Origin of the sequence: Burkholderia stabilis, assembly GCF_001742165.1 — a bacterium.
Taxonomy (GTDB): domain Bacteria; phylum Pseudomonadota; class Gammaproteobacteria; order Burkholderiales; family Burkholderiaceae; genus Burkholderia; species Burkholderia stabilis.
In genome coordinates this window covers 2,202,842-2,226,635 of record NZ_CP016442.1, presented here as the reverse complement: position 1 = coordinate 2,226,635, position 23,794 = coordinate 2,202,842, and the positions used below count along the sequence as shown (strand labels likewise).

Genomic DNA, 23,794 nt, shown 5'->3' with positions numbered 1-23,794 from the left:
ACGAATTACACCTTTTTATCCAGGAGCATCCGATGAGCAACGTCCCGGCCGATCTGAAATACACCGACGAACACGAGTGGATCCGCACCGAGGCAGACGGCACGCTGACGGTCGGCATCACCGATCACGCGCAGAGCACGCTCGGCGACATCGTCTTCCTCGAGCTGCCGGCAGTCGGCAAGTCGGTGAAGGAAGGCGACGCCGTCGGTGTCGTCGAATCGGTGAAGGCAGCATCCGACATCTACTCGCCGGTGTCCGGCGAGATCGTCGCGATCAATGAAGAAGCCGTCGACACGCCGGAAGAAGTGAACAGCGACGCGTACGGCGTGTGGTTGTTCAAGATCAAGCTCGCGGCCGGCGCATCGACCGACAAGCTGATCGACGCAGCCGCCTACACCAAGCTGATCGACTAATTTCCTTACCCGAACCGCGCGGGGCCGGCCGCCAGCCGCCCGCGCGGGACCAGAGTCACGCCATGAAGCTCGAACACCCGGACCGCCTGATGAACCGCACGCCCCTCTCGCTCGCCGCGCTCGAAACGCACGACGCGTTCGCCGAACGCCACATCGGCCCCGACGCCGCCAGCCAGCAGGCCATGCTCGACACGCTCGGCTTTGCGTCGCGCGCCGCCCTGATGGACGCCGTGATCCCGGCCTCGATCCGCCGCGCCGAAACGCTGCCGCTCGGCCCGTTCGCGCAGCCGAAGAGCGAGGCCGAAGCCCTCGCCGCGCTGCGTGTTCTCGCGGACAAGAACCAGGTGTTCCGCTCGTATATCGGTCAGGGTTACCACGACACGCACACGCCGGCCGTGATCCTGCGCAACGTGCTCGAAAACCCGGCGTGGTACACGGCCTACACGCCATACCAGCCTGAAATTTCCCAGGGCCGCCTCGAGGCGCTCCTGAATTTCCAGCAGATGGTCGCCGACCTCACGGGCCTCGCGATCTCGAACGCGTCGCTGCTCGACGAGGCCACCGCCGCGGCCGAAGCGATGACGCTGCTGCAACGTACCGGCAAGCCGACGTCGAACGTGTTCTACGTCGCCGACGACGTGCTGCCGCAAACGCTCGAAGTGATCCGCACGCGCGCGCTGCCGGTCGGCATCGAGGTCAAGACGGGCCCGGCCGCCGACGCCGCGCAGGCGAACGCATTCGGCGTGCTGCTGCAATACCCGGGCGTGAACGGCGACGTGCGCGACTACCGCGCGCTCACCGAAGCGATCCACGCGGCCGGCGGCCATGTGGTCGTCGCGGCCGACCTGCTCGCGCTGACCGTGCTGACGCCGCCCGGCGAATGGGGCGCGGACGTCGCGATCGGCAACACGCAGCGCTTCGGCGTGCCGATGGGCTTCGGCGGCCCGCACGCCGCGTACCTCGCGGTGCGCGACGAATTCAAGCGCCAGATGCCGGGCCGCCTCGTCGGCGTGACCGTCGACGCGCAGGGCAAGCCCGCGCTGCGCCTCGCGCTGCAGACGCGTGAGCAGCACATCCGCCGCGAGAAAGCCACGTCGAACGTGTGTACCGCGCAGGCGCTGCTCGCGATCATGGCCAGCATGTACGCGGTCTACCACGGCCCGCACGGCCTGAAGACGATCGCGCTGCGCGTGAACCGCATCGCGGCGCTGCTCGCCGCCGGCGTGAAGCAGCTCGGCTTCACGACCGTCAACGACACGTTCTTCGACACGCTGACGATCGACACCGGCTCGCGCACCGCACAGGTTCACGAATTCGCGAAGGCGAAGCGCGTCAACCTGCGCCGCGTGAGCGGCACGCAAGTCGGCGTGTCGGTCGACGAAACGACGACGCGCGACGACCTCGCCGATCTCCTCGCCGTGTTCGCGCAAGCCGCGGGCGGCACCGCGCCGGGCGTCGACGCGCTGGACGCAGGCCTCGGCGGCGTCGCCGCGCTGCCGGCCGGCCTCGAGCGCACGAGCGCGTACCTGACGCACCACGTGTTCAACCGCCATCATTCCGAAACCGAAATGTTGCGCTACCTGCGCAGCCTGTCGGACAAGGATCTCGCGCTCGACCGCTCGATGATCCCGCTCGGCTCGTGCACGATGAAGCTGAACGCGACGTCGGAAATGCTGCCCGTCACGTGGCCCGAATTCGGCGGCATCCACCCGTTCGCGCCGGCCGACCAGACCGTCGGCTATCGCGAGATGATCGACCAGCTCGAGCAGATGCTCGTCGCGGCCACCGGCTACGCAGCCGTGTCGCTGCAGCCGAACGCGGGCTCGCAAGGCGAGTACGCGGGCCTGCTGATCATCCACGCGTACCACGCATCGCGCGGCGAAGCCCACCGCGACGTGTGCCTGATCCCGGCGTCCGCGCACGGCACGAACCCGGCATCCGCGCACATGGCCGGCATGAAGGTCGTGGTCGTCGCCTGCGACGCGCAGGGCAACGTCGACATCGCCGACCTGAAGGCGAAGGCGGAAGAGCATTCGAAGGACCTCGCGGCGATCATGATCACGTATCCGTCGACGCACGGCGTGTTCGAGCAGAACGTCCGCGAGATCTGCGAGATCGTCCATGCGCACGGCGGCCAGGTGTACGTCGACGGCGCGAACATGAACGCGATGGTCGGCCTCACCGCGCCGGGCCAGTTCGGCGGCGACGTGTCGCACCTGAACCTGCACAAGACCTTCTGCATCCCGCACGGCGGCGGCGGCCCGGGCGTCGGCCCGGTCGCGGTCGGCGCGCACCTCGCGAAGTTCCTGCCGAACCAGCGTTCGACCGGCTACTCGCGCGACGAAAACGGCATCGGCGCGGTGTCGGCCGCCCCGTACGGCTCGGCGTCGATCCTGCCGATCTCGTGGATGTACATCGCGATGATGGGCGCGAAGAACCTGACCGCCGCAACGGAAACCGCGATCCTCAACGCGAACTACATCGCGAAGCGCCTCGCGCCGCACTACCCGGTGCTGTATTCGGGCCCGGGCGGACTGGTCGCGCACGAGTGCATTCTCGACCTGCGTCCGATCAAGGAATCGAGCGGCATCAGCGTCGACGACGTCGCGAAGCGCCTGATGGACTACGGCTTTCACGCGCCGACGATGAGCTTCCCGGTGCCGGGCACGCTGATGGTCGAGCCGACCGAATCGGAATCGCAGGAAGAACTCGACCGCTTCATCGCCGCGATGATCGCGATCCGCGAGGAAATCCGCGCGGTCGAGGAGGGCCGCGCCGATCGCGAGGACAACCCGCTGCGTCACGCGCCGCACACGGCGGCCGTCGTCACCGCGAACGAATGGCCGCACGCTTACTCGCGCGAGCAGGCTGCGTACCCGGTCGCGTCGCTCGGCACGAACAAGTACTGGCCGCCGGTCGGCCGTGCGGACAACGCCTACGGCGACCGCAACCTGTTCTGCTCGTGCGTGCCGATGTCGGAATACGCATAACGCGCGCCAGGCCCGGAGCCGTCCGATGGTGACCACACCGCACGCAACCCCGTGTTGCGTGCGGTTTTTTCGTTCGCCGCTCGAACCGGTTCACGTTCGTTCGCCAATCCGGCTAACATCACACGCGATCCAGCCAATGAAGGAGTTCCGCATGGTGCGTCCGATGTTTCCGGGCCATGGTGCAGCGCAGAGGCAGCCGCGCGCGCGCCGGTTCGTGCCGATGCTCGTCGCGTCGCTGTCGTTCGCCGCCGGTCTCGGCGCGGCAGGCAGCGCGCGCGCCGCGATGAATTTCTGCGCGGCGCCGGCCTTGCAGGCGAGCGAGACGACGCAGGCCGAACCGGGCGTGCAGGCGCTGATCCGCAGCGTCGACGCGCGCATCGGCGAGCAACCGAAGGCGATGCCGCGCGTGCACACCGAAGGCACGCTGCCGCACGAGGGCATCTACGACCAGAGCGCGGCCGCGCTGAAGGACATGGACCTGATGCGCGACGCGGCGCTCGCCTGGCGCGTGACGAACGCGCCGCGCTACCTGCAGCTCGTCGACCGTTTCCTGTCCGCGTGGGTCGCGACCTATCAGCCGAGTTTCAACCCGATCGACGAGACGCGCTTCGAGAGCCTGATCGTCGCGTACGACATGACGGCAAGCGCGCTGCCGGTGAAGACCCGCAACGCGACGGCCGCCTTCATCGCGAAGCTCGGCGCCGGGTATGTCGCGCAGATCGACGCGCAGAAGCGCCCGCTCACCGGCACGTGGCGCAACAACTGGCAGAGCCACCGGATCAAGCTGATCGCGCTGTCCGCGTTCACGCTCGGCGACCGCAAGATGATGAACGCCGCGCAGCGGCTGTTCGTCGAGCATCTGGCCGACAACATCGGCCCGGACGGCAAGACGTGGGACTTCGAGGAGCGCGATGCGCTGCATTACGCGGTCTACGACCTGCAGCCGCTGGTGACGGCCGCGCTCGCCGCGCGCCGCTTCAACCGCAACTGGCTGCGCGAGCGCGGCGCGAACGGCGCGACGCTCGCGGCCGCGCTCGACTGGCTCGTGCCGTATGCGCTCGGCGAGAAAACGCACGAGGAATTCGTGAATTCGCCGGTGCCGTTCGACGCGAAGCGCCGCGAGGCCGGCTTGCCGGGTTACACGGGGCAGTGGGACCCGAAAAACGCCACCGAACTCTTTCATCTGGCCGCGCGGCTCGACGGGCGCTATGCCCGCGTCGCGCAGCAGCTTTCCCCAACGCCGCCCGCATGGCTCGCCGCGTGCCTGCCATTACAGGCGCGCTAGCACTACTCTTAAAGCAAGGCAGGTATCGAAATGGCAGTCAGCGTGTTTGACCTCTTCAAGATCGGCATTGGTCCGTCCAGTTCGCATACGGTCGGACCGATGCGCGCCGCGCTGATGTTCGTCCAGGGCCTCGAGCGCGACGGGCAGCTCGACGCGACGGCCAACGTGAAGGTCGAGCTGTACGGCTCGCTCGGCGCAACCGGCAAGGGCCACGGCACCGACCGCGGCGTGATGCTCGGCCTGCTCGGCGACGCGCCCGACACCGTCGATCCCGAAACCGTCGACGTGCGGCTCGAGGACGTCCGCAAGTCGAAGAAGCTCGCGCTGCTCGGCACGCACCCGGTGCCGTTCGTGCTGAAGGAGAACATCGCGTTCTACCGCCAGGCGCTGCCCGAGCACCCGAACGGCATGAAGCTGCGCGCGACCGACGCGAACGGCGCGGTGCTGGTCGAGCGCACGTACCTGTCGGTCGGCGGCGGCTTCGTCGTGACGGCCGGCGCGCCGAACACGAAGGTGCTGAGCGCGGCCGAGCAGATGACGCACCCGTTCCGCACCGGCGCGGAGCTGCTCGCGCTGACCGAATCGACCGGCAAGTCGATCGCGCAGCTGATGTGGGAAAACGAGCGCGCGTGGCACACCGAGGAGCAAACGCGCGACGGGCTGCTGAAGATCTGGGCCGTGATGCAGTCGTGCGTGTCGCGCGGCTGCGGGATCGGCAACCCGGATGCCGACGGCAACCTGCCCGGCCCGTTCCAGGTCAAGCGCCGCGCGCCGCAGTTGTACCGCACGCTGACGGGAAGCCCGGAGCGCGCGCTGCAGGACCCGCTGTCGATGATCGACTGGATCAACCTCTACGCGATCGCGGTCAACGAGGAGAACGCAGCCGGCGGCCGTGTCGTCACCGCGCCGACCAACGGCGCGGCCGGCATCATCCCGGCCGTGCTGCACTACTACACGCGCTTCACGCCCGGCGCGAACGAGCAGGGTGTGATCGACTTCCTGCTGACGGCCGCCGCGATCGGCATTCTTTACAAGCTCAACGCGTCGATTTCGGGCGCGGAAGTCGGCTGCCAGGGTGAAGTGGGCGTCGCCTGCTCGATGGCGGCCGGCGCGCTCGCGGCCGTGCTCGGCGGCACGCCGCGCCAGGTCGAGAATGCAGCCGAGATCGGTATGGAGCACAACCTCGGCCTCACCTGCGATCCGGTCGGCGGGATGGTGCAGATCCCGTGCATCGAGCGCAACGCGATGGCGTCGGTGAAGGCCGTCAATGCGGCGCGCATGGCGCTGCGCGGCGACGGCTCGCACTACGTGTCGCTCGACTCGGTGATCAAGACGATGCGCGAGACCGGTGCCGACATGAAGACGAAGTACAAGGAAACGTCGCGCGGCGGGCTGGCGGTCAATATCGTCGAGTGCTGATGCGGCTTTCGACGGCAATGCGGGGCGAATCGATACCCTGCATTGCCGTCGCACATGGCCGGGCGCGCTAGTCGTTCAGCCAGTTCTCCAGCCGCACCCCCGGGTAGCTCGCAAAATCCCGCTCGTTGTTGGTCACGAGAACGACGTCGAGCGACACCGCATGAGCCGCGATCAGTTTGTCGAGATGATCCTTCTTCCGCTCGCGGGTCGCTGCGCGGACAGGGCCGTACGCTTGCGCGGCCGGCGCGTCGAACGGCGCAACCGGAATATCCTCGATCAGCGCGGCAAGATTGCCGCGCTCCCTGGCGGGATTCGCGCACACGGTCACGCCGTATTCGAGCTCGGCATAGGTAATCGCCGACATCACGACGTCCCCCGTGTAGCACTGCGCAAATCGTCTTGCGACCTGTTCCGGCTGATGCTTCATCAGGTAGATGCACATGTTGGTGTCGAGCATGTAGCGCGGCATCACAACCCCTCGCGGTCAGCCTGCTCGTGGTCGCCACGCCCTTCGGCCATGAAATCCGGCCCGAATTTCGCGAACTTCTCGAGCACGCCGGTCAACGGCCGTCGCGCCGGCCGAATCCGGATTTCGTCGCCGATCCGTTCAATTTCGAGCTCGATATCGCTGCGCTCGTAGGCAAGGTCTGCCGGAATCCGTACGGCCTGAGAGTTGCCGTTCCGAAATACCCTCGTGGTATGCATGTCGATCTCCCATGCGGATGTACGAAGGATGTACTTTAGGGGGTTTCCGATGCAATGTAAATCCATGTGTGTACACGACTCCGATGCGGGCATGGGGGGCGGCACGCGATATGCCGAAGATATCCGCTGCGCCAGCGGTCGTATGCGACACGCGCACACGTAGCTCCGCAAGGCTCACCACCGGCTTGAACGCGGTAGCGGTGCGTCCTGGCCGCACGATATCTGCAGCCTCCACTTTCCCCCGTCAGGCGCTCACGCACCAGTCGTCCATTCGGCCAGCCGAACCCGACGCGCATCGAAGGCTCGCCACCCGAACCACTCCGTGTTCCGACACTTTTCACCGCCCTGCCAACGGGCGTAAGCTGTACGTCCCGCTACCCAGGGAGACGGCAGCCCATGTCGCATTCCAAGGATCTCGAGCCGCGCACCGCCACCGGTGCGCGACTGCTCGTCGATGCGTTGCTCGCCAATCACGTCGAACGCGTGTTCTGCGTGCCGGGCGAGAGCTTCCTCGCCGTACTCGATGCGCTGGCGGACGATACCGCGCGCATCCAGACGGTCGTGTGCCGCCACGAGGCGGCCGCCGCGAACATGGCCGAGGCCGTCGGCAAGCTGACCGGCCGTCCCGGCATCGCGTTCGTCACGCGCGGGCCCGGCGCGACGCATGCGTCGATCGGCGTGCACACCGCGTTCCAGGATTCGACGCCGATGATCCTGTTCGTCGGCCAGTGCGCGCGCGAGCACCTCGACCGCGAAGCCTTCCAGGAAATCGATTACCGCCGGATGTTCGGCCAGATGGCCAAATGGGTCGCGCAGATCGACGATCCGCGCCGCATCCCCGAATACCTGAGCCATGCGTTCCACGTCGCGACGTCCGGCCGGCCCGGCCCCGTCGTGCTCGCGTTGCCGGAAGACGTGCTGTCCGAAGCGTGCGCGCCGCAGCCGGTCGTGCCGGCCGCAAAACGCGTCGCGGCCGCGCCGTCGGCCGCGCAGATCGACGAGCTGCGCGAGCGGCTCGCGCGCGCGGAACGGCCGGTCGCGATCGTCGGCGGCAGCGGCTGGACGCCCGAGGCCTGCGCGAACCTGCGCACCTTCGTCGAGCGCTGGCAACTGCCGGTCGCGTGCGCGTTCCGCTACCAGGACACGATCGACAACGCGCACCCGAACTACGCGGGCGACGTCGGACTCGGGATCAACCCCGCGCTCGCGAAGCGCATCCGCGACGCCGACCTGCTGCTCGTGATCGGGCCGCGCCTCGGCGAAGCAACCACCGGCGGCTACACGCTGCTCGACATCCCGAAAACACGCCAGACGCTGATCCACGTGCACCAGGGCGCGGACGAACTCGGCCGCGTATATGCGGCCGACCTGCCGATCGTGTCGGGGATGCCCGAGATCGCCGCGCCGCTCGCCGCGCTCGAACCGCCGGCAAAGCCCGCGTGGGCCGGTACGGCCGACGACGCGCATCGCGCGTACCGCGAATGGCACGCACCGCTGCCGATGCCCGGCGACGTGCAGCTCGGCGACGTGATGGTGCAGTTGCGCGAACGCCTGCCGCATGACGCGATCCTGACCAACGGCGCCGGCAACTACGCGATCTGGCTGCATCGCCACTTTGCATACCGGCACTTTCGCTCGCAGCTCGCGCCGACGAGCGGCGCGATGGGCTACGGGATTCCGGCCGCGCTCGCCGCGAAGTCGCTGTATCCGTCGCGGACCGTCGTCGCGCTCGCCGGCGACGGCTGCTTCATGATGGCCGGCAACGAGCTGGCCACCGCGATGCAGTACGGGCTGAACATCGTCGCGATCGTCGTCAACAACGGGCATTTCGGCACGATCCGCATGCATCAGGAGCGCAACTATCCGGGGCGCGTACACGGCACGGGGCTCACGAACCCCGATTTCGCCGCGTATGCGCGCGCGTTCGGCGCGCACGGCGAGACGGTCGAGCGCACCGCCGATTTCGCGCCCGCGCTCGAACGCGCGCTGACCTGCGGGCTGCCCGCGCTGATCGAGATCCGCATTCCGCAGGACGCCAGCACGCCGGCCGCGACGCTCGAACAGATCCGCGAGCAGGGCCGCCGCGCACGCGGCGGATGACGGTGGACACGCACGCCGCGCCGGCCGTCGTCGCGCTGTCGCCCGACGACGCGCTCGTGCTGCCCGGCACGCTGCTCGCGCCAGACGGCACGCTCGTCGCGCCTTACGACATCGAGCACGGCGATACCCGCGCGGTCGGCCACGTGCCGGCCGCCGCCGCGCTCGGCCTGCTGCACGCCGCGAACCAGCCGTTCCGGCTCGACTACGACCGCGCGCGGCACGTGCACGTGGTCAACGGCATGGGCGTCACGCTCGGCGATTCGGTGATCGGGTTGACCGCGCTCGCCGCGCTGCGCGCCGCGCACGCGGGCCTGCGCTTCACGCTGTACCGGCCGGCCCGCGCGCCACGCTATGTCGACGCGCTGTATGCGCTCGCGGCCGACGTCGTCGCGCCGTCGCGCGCGCTGCCGTGCGCCGCCGGCACGCTGCCTGCGGATGCGCCGTGCATCGACGTCGGCAATCACCTGTACTGGCCCGCGTTCGCGCGGCTGCCGATGATCGATTTCTTCCTCGACGCGCTCGGCGCCGACCCGGCCGCCGTGCCGGCCGCCGCGAAGCGCAACCGCTGGCTCGCGCGGCTGCCGCTGCCCGCGCTGCCGGCCGAATGGCAGCGGCCGTACGTGCTGTTCTGCCCGAATGCCAGCACCGCGGTGCGCAGCGTGCCGCCCGCGCTGCGCGCGACGCTCGTGGATCGACTCGTGCAACGCTACGGGCTGCCGGTGGCCGGGTTCGGCCCCATCGCGCATCCGGCCTATGTCGACGTGAGCGCCGACGCGACCGATACCGCGCGGTTCATCGCATGGATCAAGGGCGCCAGCGTGCTGTTCGCGCCCGACACGGCCGCGCTGCATCTCGCCGACGGTTTTGACGTGCCGACGCTCGCGTGCTTCACGACGATCGGGCCGGCGCTGCGCGTGCGCGACTATCCGCATTGCGTGCCGGTCGCACTCGACGTGCCGCCCGAATTGCACGGGCTGCACCGCAGCGAGCGGCCGGACGATCTCGCGGCGATCGAAGCCGCTTACCGGAAAATCGACTGGGACGCGCTCGCGTGGCCCGCGCCGCGCGAAGTGGCGACGACTGCGACGGCCGGATAGCGAAACCGAACACAGCCGCCGAGTGAGCCGCCGAAAGCGCGGCGGCGGCCCCCCGCCGCCCTGCTCACCCCGCCGCGACCATCACCGCGCGTTCGCGCAGCGTTTCCGACGGCCGCTTGCCGAACAGCCGCCGGTAATCGGTCGCGAACTGGCTGAGATGCCAGAAACCCCACGCCTCGGCGACATCCTGCACCGAACCGGCCGCACGGCCGCACAGGTCGCGCCGCGCGCCGTTCAACCGCAACGTGCGCAGGTAGGTCGCGGGCGCCATCCCGAGCACGTCCTGGAAGCAGTACTGCAATGTGCGCCGGCTCACGTGAAGCTGCTCGCACAGCTCCGGCACGCCGACCGGGCGCGTGCGATGCGCGAGCACATAGTCGCGCGCCTGTTCGACGATCCAGCGGCGCGTCGACGGCGCACGGCCCGCGCCGTCGTCGGTCGGTTGTGCGCATGCGTCGAACAGCGCAGCCAGCACCTCGGCCTGCAGCTCGTCGCGCTGCGCATCGGGCAGCGGCCCGGCCACGGCCACCGCGCCGTCGAGCCGGCTGCCGAGCAGCGCGCACAGGCGCGCGAGCCGCGCATCGCCGACCTGCATCACGCGTTGCGTGAACAATTGCTCGTCGAGCGCGCGGCGCTCGACTTCCTCCGCATAACGGCGCAGCACGTCGCCGCGCACGACGACGCCGTAAATCGAGAACTGCGCGGGCGTCAGCAGTTCGAATTCCACGTTGCCGGGCCGGAACGCGAGCGCGCCGGGCCCGATGTGGCACGCGTCGACGCGCGCCGTGCCGTCGCACACGAGCGGGATGCCGAACCAGTACGCATCGCCGCGCACCTCGCACGCCTGGCGCAGCAAGTGGCTCGTCGATTCGCGAAACAGTTTCATGGTGTCGAGCGGCAGCTCGGTCAGCGTGCCGACGAAACGGCCGGCCGCGAGCTGGTCGTAGGTTTGCCGCCAGCCGACCAGGTTGCGCGCCTGCTCGTCCGCATCGTGCGCGACGCTGACGACGGCCTGCCCGGCCGGCGCGTCGTCGCCCTGCGCATTGCGCCGCGTGTCTTCGGCGGTCGGTTCTTCGCTGCACGCCACGTGTTGATCCATCGTGTTCTCCCTCACCTGCCCGGAACCGCGCTCATCACGCAAATCCCGTGCCGAACCGCGCGGCCCGGCGACAAGCCCGTCATTCCACGCTGACCGGCCGCCGCGCGCCATACGGGCGCACCCGGACGCGGCGCGCCGCGCACGCCGCCGGTGCGCGCCGGTGCGATACGCGCGACGACCGCGCATGCGCCGCCACCAGCTACCCGGCCGGCCGCAGCCGCACGACCCGCGTGCCGCAATTGCCGTACGCCTGCGCGACCGCCAGCTCGACGATCGCTGTACCGACCGCCCAGGGCGCCGCGTCAGCTTCCGGCAGATCGGCGCGCAGCGTCGCACGCCCGTTGATCCGGTAGCGCATGCCGCGCACGAAATCGACGAACAGCAGGCCGACCCCGCCACCGTCGCACGCCGCCGCATCGATCCGGCCGCCATCGCCGTATGCGGGCAACGCGAAACGCAGCGTCTTCGTGTCGATCACGCGCACGACGGGCAACAGGTCGCCGTCCGCGTCCCGCAGGCTCTGCACGATGTCGCAGGTCACGGGTGCGCGTGAGCCGCACGCCGTGCCGATGAACATGAACGGCTGCGATTCGACGAATTGCCGAACGCCGATGCTCAGGCGCGTCGTCACCACGTCGCTCATCCGCTCGGCTTCGTCGGCGACGCCGAAACGGTGATGCGCGTCGAGCTCGCCCGCGTGAAAAACGGGGTGGCGCGGAAAGGATCGGGGCAGTTCTGCCATGCTGGTTCTTGTTACGCGCATTGGCGCACCGTGCGGCCGCGAACGTACGGCTGCCGGTATCGTTTCCGGCGCCGGGCGTGACGATACGCGGCCCGCGCCGGATGTCGAAATCAAAACGGGCGAAGCGCCGGCTGACCGGATGGCCGACCGTCGGCACGTCGCACCCGCGTGTGCGCCGTCTGACAGATCGGCCAGGCTTCGACCGGCCGTCAGACGTTCAACGCAACCCGCACGCCACGCGCGCCGCCGCCGAATATCGGCAACCGCACCGGCCGGCACTGCTCCGCCGACCGGCCAGCGCCGGCACTCCGCCCCCACTGCATCGACGACCGGATCAGAAGAACCCGAGCGCCTCGGCCTGGTAGCTGACCAGCAGGCACTTCGTCTGCTGATAGTTCGACAGCGCCATCTTGTGCGTCTCGCGACCGATCCCCGACTGCTTGTAGCCGCCGAACGCCGCGTGCGCCGGGTACAGGTGGTAGCAGTTGGTCCACACGCGGCCAGCCTCGACCTCGCGGCCCATCCGGTACGCGCGCGTGCCGTTGCGCGTCCACACGCCCGCGCCGAGCCCGTAGAACGTGTCGTTCGCGAGTTCGATCGCGTCCGCCTCGTCCTTGAACGTCATCACCGACGCGACCGGCCCGAAGATCTCTTCCTGGAACACGCGCATCTTGTTGTTGCCGAGCAGCATCGTCGGCTTCACGTAGTAGCCCGTGCCGAGTTCGGCGACCGGCGCCGTGCGCTCGCCGCCCGTCAGGCATTGCGCGCCTTCGCCGCGGCCGATGTCGATGTACGACAGGATCTTGTCGAGCTGCTGCTGCGACGCCTGCGCGCCGATCATCGTCTGCAGGTCGAGCGGGTGGCCCGACTTGATGCGCTCTACGCGCGCGACGGCCTTCTCGATGAAGCGCTCGTAGATCGATTCCTGGATCAGGATGCGCGACGGGCACGTGCACACTTCGCCCTGGTTCAGCGCGAACATCGCGAGCCCTTCGAGCGCCTTGTCGAGGAATGCGTCGTCCTGGTCGAGCACGTCCGCGAAGAAGATGTTCGGGCTCTTGCCGCCCAGTTCGACCGTCGACGGGATCAGGCTGTCGGCCGCCGCGCGCAGGATGTGCTTGCCGACCGGCGTCGAGCCGGTGAATGCGATCTTCGCGATCCGCTTGCTGGTCGCGAGCGCTTCGCCCGCTTCCTTGCCGAAGCCGTTCACGATGTTGATCGTGCCGGGCGGGAACAGGTCGCCGATCAGCTCCATCAGCACGAGCACCGACGCGGGCGTCTGCTCGGCCGGTTTCATCACGACGCAGCAGCCGGCCGCGAGCGCCGGCGCGAGCTTCCACGCGGCCATCAGCAGCGGGAAGTTCCACGGGATGATCTGGCCGACGACGCCGAGCGGCTCGTGGAAGTGGTACGCGACGGTGTTGTCGTCGATTTCGGAGATGCCGCCCTCCTGCGCGCGGATGCAGCCGGCGAAGTAGCGGAAGTGGTCGACTGCGAGCGGCAGGTCGGCCGCCATCGTTTCACGCAGCGGCTTGCCGTTGTCGATCGTCTCGGCCACGGCGAGCAGCTTCAGGTTCTTTTCCATCCGCTCGGCGGCGGCGAGCAGCAGGTTCGCGCGCTCGGCCACGGACGTCTTGCCCCACTTGCGGCGCGCGGCATGCGCGGCGTCGAGCGCAAGCTCGATATCGTCTGCGCCCGAGCGCGGCACGCGGCAGAACGGCTGGCCGTTGATCGGCGACACGTTCTCGAAATACTCGCCCTTCACCGGTGCGACCCACTTGCCGCCGATGTAGTTGTCGTATTGCTGACGGTACGGGTATTCGACGTCGAGGCCCAGTTGCTTCAGGTCAAACGGGTTCATACATGTCTCCTGTTCATCGTGCTTGTGTGAGTACAGCGCCGGTTGGACTGCGCCGGATGCATTAACGCAACATGCGTGCCAAACAGGAATCGGAACGTAACGGAAGCACGACGGCAACGGCCGGCCGGGCGTGTGCCGTGCGGTGTTCATTCGCGACGCACGGCGGGTGTGCCGTTTCTGAACACCGCAATTGCGCAGCGGCGCGGCCGGTGTTCGGATTTTCCACAGTCCGCGTGCGCGGCGGCACCGCGCAGGCGGGCCGCCGCGCGTGGCATGTCGCTTGCGTGCGAACCGCGCATCCACACGCAGCGGCGTTCGCGCCGACCGACACCATGAGCGACCCGGGCCCCCTGACCGACGACGCTGTTGCGTTCATCCGCGAGCAGGCGTTCCTGATCGTCGCGACCGCCGACGCGGCCGGCAACAGCGATTGTTCGTACCGTGGCCGCCAGCCACGTGACGACGGCTCGTTCGAGCAGCTCGTCGACATGCCCGACCGACATACGCTCGTGCTGCCCGACTTCGCGGGCAACAACCTGTTCAACACGATCGGCAACCTGCTGGTGAACCCGGGCATCGCGCTGCTGTTCGTCGATTTCGTGCGGCAGACGACGTGGCTCGTGCAGGGCCGCGCGACGATCGACGAGGATGCAGGAAGCCGCGCGCACCTGTGGCCCGAGGCGCGGCGCTATGTGGTGGTGACGGTGGAGCACGCGCAGGCGCGCGCGGATGCGGCGCTTCCGCCGCTTGTGCTGGCGTGACGCGTTTGGCGGATCGTCGGCGTACGGGTGGGGTGAGGCGGTGATCGTGATGCCGTGATGCCGTGATGCCGTGATGCCGTGATGCGTGATGCCGTGATGCCGTGATGCCGTGATGCCGTGATGCCGTGATGCCGTGATGCCGTGATGCCGTGATGCCGTGATGCCGTGATGCCGTGATGCCGTGATGCCGTGATGCCGTGATGCCGTGATGCCGTGATGCCCGGGCACTTCGGCTGCCATCGCCGAAGCGCCCGGGCATCACAAAGCAACGCTCAACGCCCATGCGTCTCCGCACAGGCCGGTTCGATCCGGCTGCGCGCGGGCGCGTCACCGCTCTCCTCGGCAGCAGCCGGCCGCCCGCCGAGAAACGCGAACACCACGCCCGCGCACAGCACCGTGACGACGGCCAGCCCGGTCAGCAGCCGGTCGAACGCATGCGTATAGCTCGCGAGCAACGCTGCATGCCCGACACCCGGCAACGCCGCCGCAGCGCCGGCGAGATCGCCGGTCGCGAGCCGCGCGGCCGCGCGCAGCGTCGCGTCGGGCGCGCCAGCGGCGCCGGCTGCCTGCCGCAGCCCCGTCTGCGCGAGCGCGGCGAGCACCGCGCCGACGATCGCGAGCGCGATCCCCTCGCCGGCCACGCGCGTCGTGCTGAAGATCCCCGTCGCCATTCCCGCGCGCTCCTTCGGCACGACGCTCACCGACAACCCGTCCATCAGCCCCCACGGCATGCCGGCCCCGACGCCGATCGCGAGCATCGGCGCGATCGCCGCCGGCCCCGCGCCGCCGCGCAGCGCGACGCCCAGCCACGCGAGCCCGGCCGCCGCGACCAGCAGCCCGAGCCCCGAGATCACGCCGGCCGACAGCCAGCGCGTAAGCGTCGCCGCGACGAGCGGCACGACCAGCATCGGCGCGGAAATCGCGAGCATCAGCCAGCCGGCGTCGATCTCGCTGAAGCCGTCGATGCCGATGAAGCGCAGCGGCAGCACGACGAGCAGCACGATGTAGCAGCAACAGGTCGACACCGGCAGCACCTGCACGCCGACGAAACGCGCGATGCGGAACAGCGACAGGTCGAGCATCGGCCGCGCGACGCGCGCCTCGATCATCACGAACGCGAGCGCGCCGAGCGCCGCGCCGGCCAGCAGCGCGATCACGAGCGGGTTCGACCAGCCGCGCGCGGGCGCCTCGATCACGCCGAACGTGAACAGCGTCAGCGCGGCGGTGAACGCGACCGTGCCCGGCCAGTCGAGCCCGCTCGCGTGCGGGTCGCGCGACTCGTGCATGCGCGGCAGACCGAACGCGAGCGACAGCACGCCGGCCACCGCGCTCGTGACGAAGATCGCGCGCCAGCCGTAATGGCCGATCAGGCCGCCGGCGAGCACGGGCCCGAACGCAAGCCCGATGCCGAAGGTCGTGCCGAGCAGGCTGAAGGCGCGCGTGCGCGCCGCGCCGTCGAATTCCTGCGCGAGCGCCGCCGTGCCGCCCGCGAGCGCCGCGGCCGCCGCGAGCCCTTGCGCGGCGCGCAGCAGGTCGACCGCGAGCATCGACGGCGCGAACGCGAGCGCGACCGACATCAGCGTGAAACCGCCGACGCCGATCGCGAACACGCGTTTGCGGCCAAACTGGTCGGCCAGTGCGCCCGCCGCCATCAGGAAGCTGCCGAACGCGAGCATGAACGCGTTGGTGATCCAGTTCATCGCGACCGGGCCGCCGTGCAGGTCGCGGCCGATCGCCGGCGTCGCGACCGCGCCGCCCGAGAACGACAGCGGCAGCGCGACGGCGGCCAGGCAGACGGCGGCCAGCACCCACGCGCGCCGGCGCGCCGCAACGGCTGATACGGCTGAAAACGGGTGATCCATCATCGCTCCTCGAAAAGCCGGCGCGGATGCGCCACATGAGCGACAGAAGATAAATCCGATTCAATCCCCGAAAAACCACGCGAAGTTCCGCATATAACGGACTAGAATTCCGTAATTCACCGCACCCTGGATCTCGGCCGACCTCGATGGAGAACCTGACCGGCATCGTCGCCTTCGTCCGCACCGCCGAAGCGCTGAGCTTCGTCTCGGCCGGCCGCGCGCTCGGCATTTCGGCGTCGGCGGTAGGCAAGACGATCGCGAAGCTCGAACAGTCGCTCGGCGTGCGCCTGTTCAACCGCACGACGCGGCGCGTCACGCTCACCGACGAAGGGCGGCATTTCTACGAGCGCTGCCAGCGGATCCTCGAGGATTTTCGCGATGCGGAAGCGACCGTGACCGCGTCGGCTCAGCGCCCGCGCGGCAAGCTGCGCGTAAGCCTGCCGGTGATCGGCTACCGCTTCCTGCTGCCCGTGCTGCCCGAGTTCCAGCAGCGCTACCCGGACGTCGAGCTCGATCTCGATTTCAACGACCGGATGGTCGATGTCGTCGAAGGCGGTTTCGATGCGGTGATCCGCAGCGGCCCGCTGTCGGATTCGCGTTTGATGTCGCGGCGGCTCGGCCCGTTCGCGTTCGTGCTGTGCGCGACGCCCGCGTATCTCGCGCAGGCCGGCATGCCGCGCGAGCCGCACGATCTCGAAGCGCACGCGTGCGTGCGCTACTGCTTCCCGACCACCGGCAAGCTGCAGGACTGGGCACTCGCGGCCGACGACGGCACGCCGCTGAAGCTGCGCACCGCGATGACCTGCAACAACATGGAAGCGCTGCGCGGCGCGGTGCTCGCGGGGCTGGGGATCGGCTACATGCCCGACTTCCTCGCGCGCGACGCGCTCGAACACGGCACGCTCGTCACCGTGCTCGACGACTACCGGATCGCGCCGGGGCAATTCTCGATCGTGTGGCCGTCGAGCCGGCAGCTGTCGCCGAAGCTGCGCGTGTTCGTCGATTTTCTGTGCGAGCGGCTGTTCAGGTAGCCGCATGACCAGTGACTCGAAGCCCAAGGTGTTCGCGAAGCCCGGAGAATTATTGTTGTGAATATGATTGATCTATATGCCATGCACGAGGAAAAAGCTCGGGAAGGTCTTCTAACGATTCATCCTTCGCGATGGCTGTACGCTGGCCGACAAGTTGGCCGAGGCGGCGTCTTCGATCTTCTCTCTCACGGGACACAGGAAATTCGAGTTGGCGATCAGCTCGTCAAGCATTTCAAGCAACTTCAGGATGTTGGTTTAAACAGCAAAACACGCCATAAGCATGGCTACTACTTCGCCACAGCCGAAATTGCCGAGCGATACCTCAAATACGTCCCGCAAGACCGTGGCCTTGAATGCGCGGTGCGAGACGTATTGTCTGTACGAAACCCTGCCGGACAAGCCGAAGTTCACACTCCGGTCGGCTACGTCGATTTGCTTCTCCCAACGGCCGTCATAGAAGTAAAGAGCTTCGTAAAATGGAAGCATGCTCTTGGGCAAGTACTCGCATATTCCAGTTACTACCGAGATCGACGCAAGATTATTCATCTCTATGTTCCTGGTCCTCAGCGCCCGAAACTAATAGAACAGCTGAAGATCTGCGCCGAGTTTAACGTGAGTATCACGTATCAAAATCTTCTATCTAGCCGACTTGGCCCTATGTCAAGACTCGGTCAAGAATTTGACGCTCGAATCGCAGCAAACATATGAAGCACCGGTTCATGGGCAGTATTCATGCACCCCGCCCATCAGACCGATGTCCGATCTCCGTATGACCTGTCTGATGCCTATTCCTGGTCATCTACAACTGAGTCCCCGCCCCGATCCGCTCCGCTTCCGCCTGCGGCAGCAGCGCATCGCTGTCGTCCTTCAACCCGACGCCCGTCAGCTGCAGCCGGCGCGCATGCGTCATCAGGTAATGCAGCTTGTGCGCGGCCGCCGCATGCGGCAGCCCTTCGGGCCGCACGTTCGAGATGCAGTTGCGCAGCGCGTCGTGGCAGCCGACTTTCGGCGCCCACGTCAGGTACACGCCGAGGCTGTCCGGCGAACTGAGCCCCGGCCGTTCGCCGATCAGCATCGCGACGACCTTCGCGCGCAGCAGCTCGCCGATCTCGTCGCCGAGCGCGACGCGCGCCTGCGTCGCGACCACCACCGGGCCGATCCGCCAGCCGTCCGCGTCGAGCCTCGGGCGCACCGCCTGCAAGAGCGGCAGCGCCTGCTTCGCGGCCGCGAACGCCGACAGCCCGTCGCCGACCACGAACACGACGTCGGGCACATCATCGAGCGCCGCGCCGTGGCCGGCCAGCAGCGCGCGCCCGTCGTCGGACAGCTTGCGGCCGAGATCGGGCCGGCGCAGGTAGTGCTGGCGATCGGGCGCCGCGCTCTGCACGCCGAGCGTCGCAAAGCCGGCCGCATCCAGCTCGCGCCGCAGCGCGTCCGAGTCGAGCGGCTGGTGCACGGCGTCGCGCGCCTGCGCGTGCGACAGGTTGAACGCGAGCAGCGGCGCGGTCGGCAGGCTGTTGCCCGCGCGGCCGAGCGCGATCCGCGCGTTCGTGAACGACTTCAGCTGCGCCCACGGATTCTTTTCGACGGCGTCGCTCATGCGGAAATCCCCATCCAGTCGTTCGCGCCCGCGAGCAGCGGCACGCGCGACGTCGCGGCGCGCAGCGCGCCGTGCGCGTCGGCGATCTCCATCGTCTCCAGCCACTCCTCGAACTCCGGCGCGCGGCGCAGGCCGAGCACCTCGCGCACGTAGAGCTGGTCGTGAAACGACGTGCTCTGGTAGTTCAGCATCACGTCGTCCGCGCCCGGAATCCCCATGATGAAGTTGATGCCGGCCGCGCCCAGCAGCGTCAGCAGCGTGTCCATGTCGTCCTGGTCGGCTTCCGCGTGGTTCGTGTAGCAGATGTCGCAGCCCATCGGCACGCCGAGCAGCTTCCCGCAGAAGTGATCCTCGAGCCCCGCGCGGATGATCTGCTTGCCGTCGTACAGGTATTCGGGCCCGATGAAGCCGACCACCGTGTTCACGAGGAACGGCTCGAACTTGCGCGCGACCGCGTAGGCGCGCACTTCGCAGGTCTGCTGGTCGACGCCGTGATGCGCGTTCGCGGAAAGCGCGCTGCCCTGGCCTGTCTCGAAGTACATCAGGTTGTTGCCGACGGTACCCCGCTTCAGCGACAACGCGGCCTCGCGCGCCTCGCCGAGCAGCGCGAGCGAGATGCCGAAACTCGCGTTCGCCTTCTCGGTGCCCGCGATCGACTGGAACACCAGATCGACCGGCGCGCCCTTCTCGACCGCCGCGATCGTGTTGGTCACGTGCGTGAGCACGCACGACTGCGTCGGCACGCCGTAGCGCTCGCGGAAGCCGTCGATCATCGCGAGCAGCTTCACGATCGCAGCCAGGCTGTCGGTCGCCGGGTTGATGCCGATCATCGCGTCGCCGCAGCCGTACATCAGCCCGTCGAGCATCGATGCGGCGATGCCCTTCACGTCGTCGGTCGGATGGTTCGGCTGCAGCCGCACCGACATCCGGCCGGCCAGCCCGACCGTGTTGCGAAAGCGCGTGACCACGCGGCGCTTGCGCGCGGCCGCGATCAGGTCCTGGTTGCGCATCAGCTTCGACACGGCCGCGACCATCTCGGGCGTGAGGCCCGGCGCGATCCGTTCGAGCGCCGCGCCGTCGGCCGCGGGCGACAGCAGCCAGTTGCGGAAATCGCCGACGGTGAGATGCGAGATTTCCGCGAACGCCTGCGCGTCGTGATCGTCGACGATCAGGCGCGTGACCTCGTCGTCTTCGTACGGAATCACCGCTTCGTTCAGGAACGCCTTCAGCGGCACGCCCGCAAGCGCGATCTTCGCGGCGACGCGCTCCTCCTCGCTCGCCGCCGCGACGCCGGCGAGCTGGTCGCCGGAACGCAGCGGGCTCGCCTTCGCGAGCAGCGTCTTCAGGTCCGCGAAGCGGTACGTGCGCGGACCGATCGTCTCCGTGTAGGACATCGTGCGAATCTCCTTGCCCATCCTTGCCAAAAGCCGACGGCGCGCCCGTTCGACGGGGCGCGCCGGATGCCGTCACGAACGGCCGTTCACCTTCGTCATGCTCACTCCTCCAGCAGCGCGTCGCCGGGCGCGCTCTCGCGCTGCGAACGGGTCGCGAGGAAGTACGCGTAGCCCACCGCGAGAAAGCCCAGGAACACCAGCGCGACCAGCCCGTTGAAGTACACCATCGTACCGAGACAGACGAGCGCCGCAAGAATCGCGAATGCCGGGAAGATCGGGTACAGCGGCGCGCGGAACGGTCGCGCCATGTTCGGCTGCGTGCGGCGCAGCTTGAACAGCGACGCCATGCTCACGATATACATCACGATCGCACCGAACACCGACATCGTCACGATATTCGCGGTCAGCGTCTGCCCGCCGAACTGGATCAGCTTGTCGCTGTAGATCGCCGCGATGCCGACCACGCCGCCCGCGAGGATCGCGCGATGCGGAGTCTTGAAACGCGGGTGCACCTTGCCGAGCCACTCCGGCAGGTAGCCTTCGCGGGCCAGCGCGAAGATCTGGCGCGAATAGCCGAGGATGATCCCGTGGAACGACGCGACGAGCCCGAACAGGCCGAGCCACACGAGCATGTGCATCCAGCCGCTGTTCGCGCCGACGATGTACTTCATCGCCTGCGGCAGCGGATCGTTGATGTTCGCGAGCTTGGTCCAGTCGCCCGCGCCGCCGGCGAACACCATCACGCCGATCGCGAGCGCGACGAGGGTCAGGATCCCGGCCACGTAGGCGATCGGAATCGAGCGCTTCGGGTTCTTCGCTTCCTCGGCGGCCATCGCGACGCCTTCAATCGCGAGGAAGAACCAGATCGCGAACGGAATCGCCGCGAACATCCCGTGGAAGGCGCCGACGCTGAAATGATCGGCGCCCGACCAGCCGCCCTTCATGAAGTTGCTCCACGCGAAGCCCGGCGACACGACGCCCATGAACACCAGCAGCTCGAAGATCGCGAGCAGCGTGACGACCAGCTCGAACGTCGCGGCGATCTGCACGCCGACGATGTTCAGCGCCATGAACACGAGATACGCGCCCATCGCCGCGTGCTTCGGTTCGAGCCCGGGGAACTGCACGTGCAGGTACGCGCCGATCGCGAGCGCGATCGCGGGCGGCGCGAACACGAACTCGACGAGCGTCGCGGCGCCGGCGAGATAACCGCCGGTCGGGCCGAATGCGCGGCGCGCATACGCGAACGGGCCGCCCGCGTGCGGGATCGACGTCGTCAGCTCGGTGAAACTGAAAATGAAGGTGGTGTACATCGCCGCGACGAACAGCGCGGTGACGACGAAGCCCAGCGTGCCCGCGCTCGCCCAGCCGTAGCTCCAGCCGAAGTATTCGCCGGAAATCACGAGGCCGACCGCGATGCCCCACAGTTGCCAGGTTCCGAGCGTCTGCTGCAGCGCGGGCTGGCCGGACGACTTGGCGCCGGCGGCGGGCCGGCCATTCGACTCTGCTTTCATCGGACTTTCTCCTCAAAGGCGCCGTGCCTGCCGGCCTGCGCGACTGAGAATCGATGCTAGAGAGTCATTAAACGACGTGTTATCGAAATTCGGCAAAGATCATGGCTGACATTTCGCTGACGGAAACGCCGGTGCGGAGCGGGTGACGAGGCCGGCCGGCGATGAACCGGATACGCGAGCGCGGCCTTTGCCGACTCCGGCGCAGCGGTCGCACGCATGCGGCGACGCCCGAGCGGGCGCTGCCGCGGGTCGTCCGTGCGCCACGAGATGCAGTAATGGAGGGTGCAGTACCGTCCGGCCACGCGACGCGACCGGACGGACGTACGCGCTTGGCGTTACTGGCCGCCGCTACGCTGGTTGAACCAGCGGTCGAGCAGCTTGCCGGCCGCCTCGCGGCCGCCGAGGCCGAACGACAGCGCGACCGCCACCGCGATCGCGCCGAGCACGAGGCCGAACGCGAGCTGGACGATCTCGTTCGCGATGCCCATCGCGCGCAGCCCCATCGCGAACACGAGGCCGAGGATCGCGAATTGCGCGATGCGCGCGAACAGCACGCTGTGCTCGCGGTCGGCCTGCTCGATCACGCGGCGCGCGAGGCCCGCGAGCCACACGCCGATCACGAGGATCACGCCGCCCATCAGCACGTGGCCGCCGAATTCGATGAACAGCGTGACGACGTCGCGCACTTGCGAGAAGCCGAGCCGGTTCGCGGCTTCGACCGACGCGAACAGCATCGCGAAGAACACGATCAGCCGGCCCACCAGCACCGACGGCTGCAGGATCCCCGAGAACACGCGCTCGACGCCGAGCACGGCCGGCAGCCCGTCCGCGCCGGCGGCTTCCAGCAGCTTCTGCGCGAGCGATGCGACGAAGCGCGCGAAGTAGAACGTGACGAGCACGATCACGATCGCCGCGACGATGTCCGGCACCGCGCCGAGGAACTGGTTCAGCATGTTGGTCGCCGGGCCCGAGATCGCGTCGATCTTCAGCGCGTCGAGCGCGGAGATCAGCGTCGGCACGAACACGAACACGTAGACGATCGTGCCGACCAGGCTCGACACGCGCACGGGCGTCGGGCTGTCGAGCCCCTGCGTGAGGCGGTCGGCGCCGGCGGCGACGAGCAGGTTCGTCACGAGGCCGCGCAGCACGCGCGCGACGACCCAGCCGACGAAGCCGATCACCGCGGCCGCGAACAGGTTCGGCACGATCGCGAGCAGTTTGTCGACCATCCCCTGCACCGGCGACAACAGGCCCGACAGCGCAAACGACGCGAGGATCGCCGGCAGGAACATCAGGATCACGAGCCAGAACAGCACGTCGCCGAGATAGCCGCTCATCGGCTGCATGCCCGCGCCTTCGGACAGCTTGTCGTCGATCTTGCTGGCCTTCAGCGCGCGGTTCGCGAGGCTGCGCAGCAGCGATGCGATCAGCCACGCGATCAGCGTCAGCGCCGCGCCGCCGATCAGGTTCGGCAGGTAGTTGACGATGTGCGTGACGAGCAGCGAGAACGGATTGGAGACCGCGTACAGGTTGAGCACGTTGAAGATGCCCACCGCGGTGACGAGCAGCACGAGCCAGAACAGGCCGCCGGCGACGATGCGCTCGACGCATGCGCCCTGGCCGGTGCTTTCGTTGATCCGCTGATCGACCTTCAGCGCGTTGAGCAGGCGCAGCGCGCCGGCCCGCACCACCACCGCGATCAGCCAGCCGATCACCAGGATGCCGATCGCGCCGGCGATCTTTGGCAGATACCCGCCTAGCGTGGTCTGCAGCGACGTGATGAAGCTGGAAGCATCCATGTGTTGTTCTCCCGAAAAACGTGGCGTTGCGATTGAACATCGACGAACTACCTGCGTACTCCGAAAAACATGCGTTGCCGCCCGAGCAACTTACCCGAGAAAAATGACGCGTTCACCCGATT

General features: G+C 68.2%; 19 protein-coding genes. 9 read left to right on the top strand and 10 right to left on the bottom strand.

Annotated features, from left to right (window positions below):
• Positions 1-32 precede the first annotated feature (32 nt).
• The 4 genes from gcvH (at position 33) to BBJ41_RS10275 (ending at position 6,107) form a co-directional block, all read left to right on the top strand.
• The gene (gcvH, locus tag BBJ41_RS10290) at positions 33-413 is read left to right on the top strand and encodes a glycine cleavage system protein GcvH (protein ID WP_069746413.1); all 381 of its coding nucleotides are present in this window, start codon (positions 33-35) and stop codon (positions 411-413) included.
• A gap of 62 nt (positions 414-475) precedes the next feature.
• Positions 476-3,403, top strand: coding sequence for an aminomethyl-transferring glycine dehydrogenase (gene gcvP, locus BBJ41_RS10285; protein WP_069746412.1), 2,928 nt, complete (start codon positions 476-478; stop codon positions 3,401-3,403).
• A gap of 151 nt (positions 3,404-3,554) precedes the next feature.
• Positions 3,555-4,688 carry an alginate lyase family protein gene (locus BBJ41_RS10280; protein ID WP_069747662.1) on the top strand — a complete coding sequence of 378 codons (1,134 nt, stop codon included), beginning with the start codon at positions 3,555-3,557 and terminating at the stop codon, positions 4,686-4,688.
• Positions 4,689-4,718: 30 nt separating this feature from the next.
• Positions 4,719-6,107: an L-serine ammonia-lyase gene (locus BBJ41_RS10275; protein WP_069746411.1), complete on the top strand. Its 1,389-nt coding sequence runs from the start codon at positions 4,719-4,721 to the stop codon at positions 6,105-6,107.
• A gap of 67 nt (positions 6,108-6,174) precedes the next feature.
• Here BBJ41_RS10275 and BBJ41_RS10270 read toward each other — a convergent pair whose 3' ends face one another.
• Both BBJ41_RS10270 and vapB read right to left on the bottom strand, forming a co-directional pair.
• Positions 6,175-6,576 (bottom strand): type II toxin-antitoxin system VapC family toxin, encoded by a 402-nt coding sequence (locus tag BBJ41_RS10270; RefSeq protein WP_069746410.1) that lies wholly within the window; start codon positions 6,574-6,576, stop codon positions 6,175-6,177.
• The gene (vapB, locus tag BBJ41_RS10265) at positions 6,576-6,812 is read right to left on the bottom strand and encodes a type II toxin-antitoxin system VapB family antitoxin (RefSeq protein WP_069746409.1); all 237 of its coding nucleotides are present in this window, start codon (positions 6,810-6,812) and stop codon (positions 6,576-6,578) included. Before vapB ends, BBJ41_RS10270 begins: the two co-directional genes overlap by 1 nt.
• A 396-nt stretch (positions 6,813-7,208) precedes the next feature.
• On the opposite strand from vapB, the gene BBJ41_RS10260 reads away from it, so the two are divergent.
• Positions 7,209-8,912, top strand: coding sequence for a thiamine pyrophosphate-binding protein (locus BBJ41_RS10260; protein ID WP_069746408.1), 1,704 nt, complete (start codon positions 7,209-7,211; stop codon positions 8,910-8,912).
• Positions 8,909-10,009 (top strand): glycosyltransferase family protein, encoded by a 1,101-nt coding sequence (locus tag BBJ41_RS10255; RefSeq protein ID WP_069746407.1) that lies wholly within the window; start codon positions 8,909-8,911, stop codon positions 10,007-10,009. The genes BBJ41_RS10260 and BBJ41_RS10255 overlap by 4 nt, the downstream gene beginning before the upstream one ends.
• A gap of 64 nt (positions 10,010-10,073) precedes the next feature.
• Here BBJ41_RS10255 and BBJ41_RS10250 read toward each other — a convergent pair whose 3' ends face one another.
• From BBJ41_RS10250 to exaC, 3 genes are all read right to left on the bottom strand, one after another.
• Positions 10,074-11,108: a helix-turn-helix domain-containing protein gene (locus BBJ41_RS10250; protein WP_069746406.1), complete on the bottom strand. Its 1,035-nt coding sequence runs from the start codon at positions 11,106-11,108 to the stop codon at positions 10,074-10,076.
• Positions 11,109-11,307: 199 nt separating this feature from the next.
• On the bottom strand, positions 11,308-11,850 hold the full coding sequence (locus BBJ41_RS10245) for a hypothetical protein (protein WP_069746405.1): 543 nt from the start codon (positions 11,848-11,850) through the stop codon (positions 11,308-11,310).
• A gap of 334 nt (positions 11,851-12,184) precedes the next feature.
• Positions 12,185-13,711, bottom strand: a complete 1,527-nt coding sequence (gene exaC / locus BBJ41_RS10240; RefSeq protein ID WP_069746404.1) for an acetaldehyde dehydrogenase ExaC — start codon at positions 13,709-13,711, stop codon at positions 12,185-12,187.
• A gap of 332 nt (positions 13,712-14,043) precedes the next feature.
• Between exaC and BBJ41_RS10235 the strand changes: the two genes are divergently transcribed.
• Positions 14,044-14,472 (top strand): pyridoxamine 5'-phosphate oxidase family protein, encoded by a 429-nt coding sequence (locus BBJ41_RS10235; RefSeq protein ID WP_069747661.1) that lies wholly within the window; start codon positions 14,044-14,046, stop codon positions 14,470-14,472.
• 272 nt (positions 14,473-14,744) lie between these two features.
• On the opposite strand, the gene BBJ41_RS10230 is transcribed toward BBJ41_RS10235, so the two are convergent.
• On the bottom strand, positions 14,745-16,334 hold the full coding sequence (locus BBJ41_RS10230) for an MFS transporter (RefSeq protein WP_069747660.1): 1,590 nt from the start codon (positions 16,332-16,334) through the stop codon (positions 14,745-14,747).
• Positions 16,335-16,480: 146 nt separating this feature from the next.
• On the opposite strand from BBJ41_RS10230, the gene BBJ41_RS10225 reads away from it, so the two are divergent.
• Positions 16,481-17,365 (top strand): LysR family transcriptional regulator, encoded by an 885-nt coding sequence (locus BBJ41_RS10225; RefSeq protein ID WP_069746403.1) that lies wholly within the window; start codon positions 16,481-16,483, stop codon positions 17,363-17,365.
• A gap of 57 nt (positions 17,366-17,422) precedes the next feature.
• Entirely contained in the window at positions 17,423-18,073 is a 651-nt protein-coding gene (locus tag BBJ41_RS40315; RefSeq protein ID WP_156814766.1) for a hypothetical protein, read from the top strand.
• Between the two features lie 91 nt (positions 18,074-18,164).
• On the opposite strand, the gene eutC is transcribed toward BBJ41_RS40315, so the two are convergent.
• From eutC to BBJ41_RS10200, 4 genes are all read right to left on the bottom strand, one after another.
• A complete protein-coding gene (gene eutC / locus BBJ41_RS10215; RefSeq protein ID WP_069746401.1) occupies positions 18,165-18,965 on the bottom strand; it encodes an ethanolamine ammonia-lyase subunit EutC in 801 nt (266 codons plus the stop codon).
• Positions 18,962-20,359, bottom strand: coding sequence for an ethanolamine ammonia-lyase subunit EutB (locus BBJ41_RS10210; RefSeq protein WP_069747659.1), 1,398 nt, complete (start codon positions 20,357-20,359; stop codon positions 18,962-18,964). The genes eutC and BBJ41_RS10210 overlap by 4 nt, the downstream gene beginning before the upstream one ends.
• A 101-nt stretch (positions 20,360-20,460) precedes the next feature.
• Positions 20,461-21,873 carry an ethanolamine permease gene (gene eat / locus BBJ41_RS10205; protein ID WP_069746400.1) on the bottom strand — a complete coding sequence of 471 codons (1,413 nt, stop codon included), beginning with the start codon at positions 21,871-21,873 and terminating at the stop codon, positions 20,461-20,463.
• 335 nt (positions 21,874-22,208) lie between these two features.
• Positions 22,209-23,672, bottom strand: a complete 1,464-nt coding sequence (locus BBJ41_RS10200) for a mechanosensitive ion channel (protein WP_069746399.1) — start codon at positions 23,670-23,672, stop codon at positions 22,209-22,211.
• Between the last annotated feature and the right edge of the window lie 122 nt (positions 23,673-23,794).